2 protein-coding genes are annotated in these 1,078 nt (G+C 40.1%); both read right to left on the bottom strand.

The genetic code is table 11. The features are described 5' to 3' along the window. Positions 1-152 (bottom strand): TetR/AcrR family transcriptional regulator (locus B4K20_RS01950; protein ID WP_289281703.1); only part of this gene is annotated, 152 nt, incomplete at its 3' end. 53 nt (positions 153-205) lie between these two features. After that, complete coding sequence (locus B4K20_RS01945) at positions 206-661, bottom strand: hypothetical protein (RefSeq protein WP_289281702.1); 456 nt, start codon at positions 659-661, stop codon at positions 206-208. Positions 662-1,078: the final 417 nt, after the last annotated feature.

The following is a 1,078-nucleotide window of genomic DNA, read 5'->3' as shown; positions in this document are numbered from 1 at the left end:
TTACTATCAAAATAACTATAGAACGATCCTTTTGGCACCTTGACTGTGTCGAGTATCAGTTTGATGCCTGTTCCATGATAACCATGCTTCATCAGTAACTGAATGCCATGGTTAAGAATTTGTTCTTTTTTGATGTGTTTTTGTAATGTCATGAAGCAATAATATGACCGGTCGTCTTTAAGAGTCAAACTTTATACCATTATCGCTATGCTTTATCACGACACTCCCTTTCTTGCAGGCGTGCGTAGGCTTCAGCTTCATGATGAATATCACTGATTAGGCCTCGGTGAAGTGCTACTGAGATGGCATCCTGATTATGAAATCGCGCCCCTTGTTTGAAGAGTAAATCTAACAATTCACGCGCGGGCATATCGAGATATTTAGATAATTCCTGAGCTTCTTTTGATAGTTTGTCCAATACTTCAGGGTGTTGCTGTTGCACATTTAGGGTGGCGAGATTATCGATGATGGCCAGCTCTCGAATGGTTTCTTCACTTAAGCCATTGTCTTGAACAAACCTGAGACTGGTTAGGCCTGTTAGTTGATGAAATGTGTTTTGAACAAGATTTAAATCTGCATTCCTACCCGCTAAGGCGACTTTTAACCATTTCAGACGATGCCGTGCGAGAACAATCATACTTTTTTCAGTTTCTCTGCTCATGCTATTCGCTCCGCATTAAAACACAGTACTGTGTTATCACAAAACAGTCATTTATGACAAATTGCTTACACATTGCCATAAGCCATATTGTTTATTTTGAGATGCAATCACGAACAGACTCACAAAGAGCACACTAGATGAATATTGTGGCTAAAAAAAACAGAGATAAGGAGATTGCTTCTACCCTATTCTTTCACCAGCACTGGCGATCAAAACGATTTTATGAGGGCAGCAGCCCTATCTATAAATTTAGCGAGGGTGTGTACGCGTTGACCAATACACCATTTTTTCCAGCAACAAGTCGAGTTTAATAGGCTTAGCCATATAGTCACTCATTCCCGCTAATAAGCATTTTTCTTCATCACCTTTCATGGCATTCGCTGTTAAGGCGATGATGGGAATATCCTGATATTGTTC

The sequence above is a fragment of the Methylophaga sp. UBA5088 genome, assembly GCF_002414625.1.
GTDB classification, from domain to species: Bacteria; Pseudomonadota; Gammaproteobacteria; order Nitrosococcales; family Methylophagaceae; genus Methylophaga; species Methylophaga marina.
Note: the sequence above shows the minus strand (reverse complement) of the source record. Positions and strands in the feature narration are given on the sequence as shown.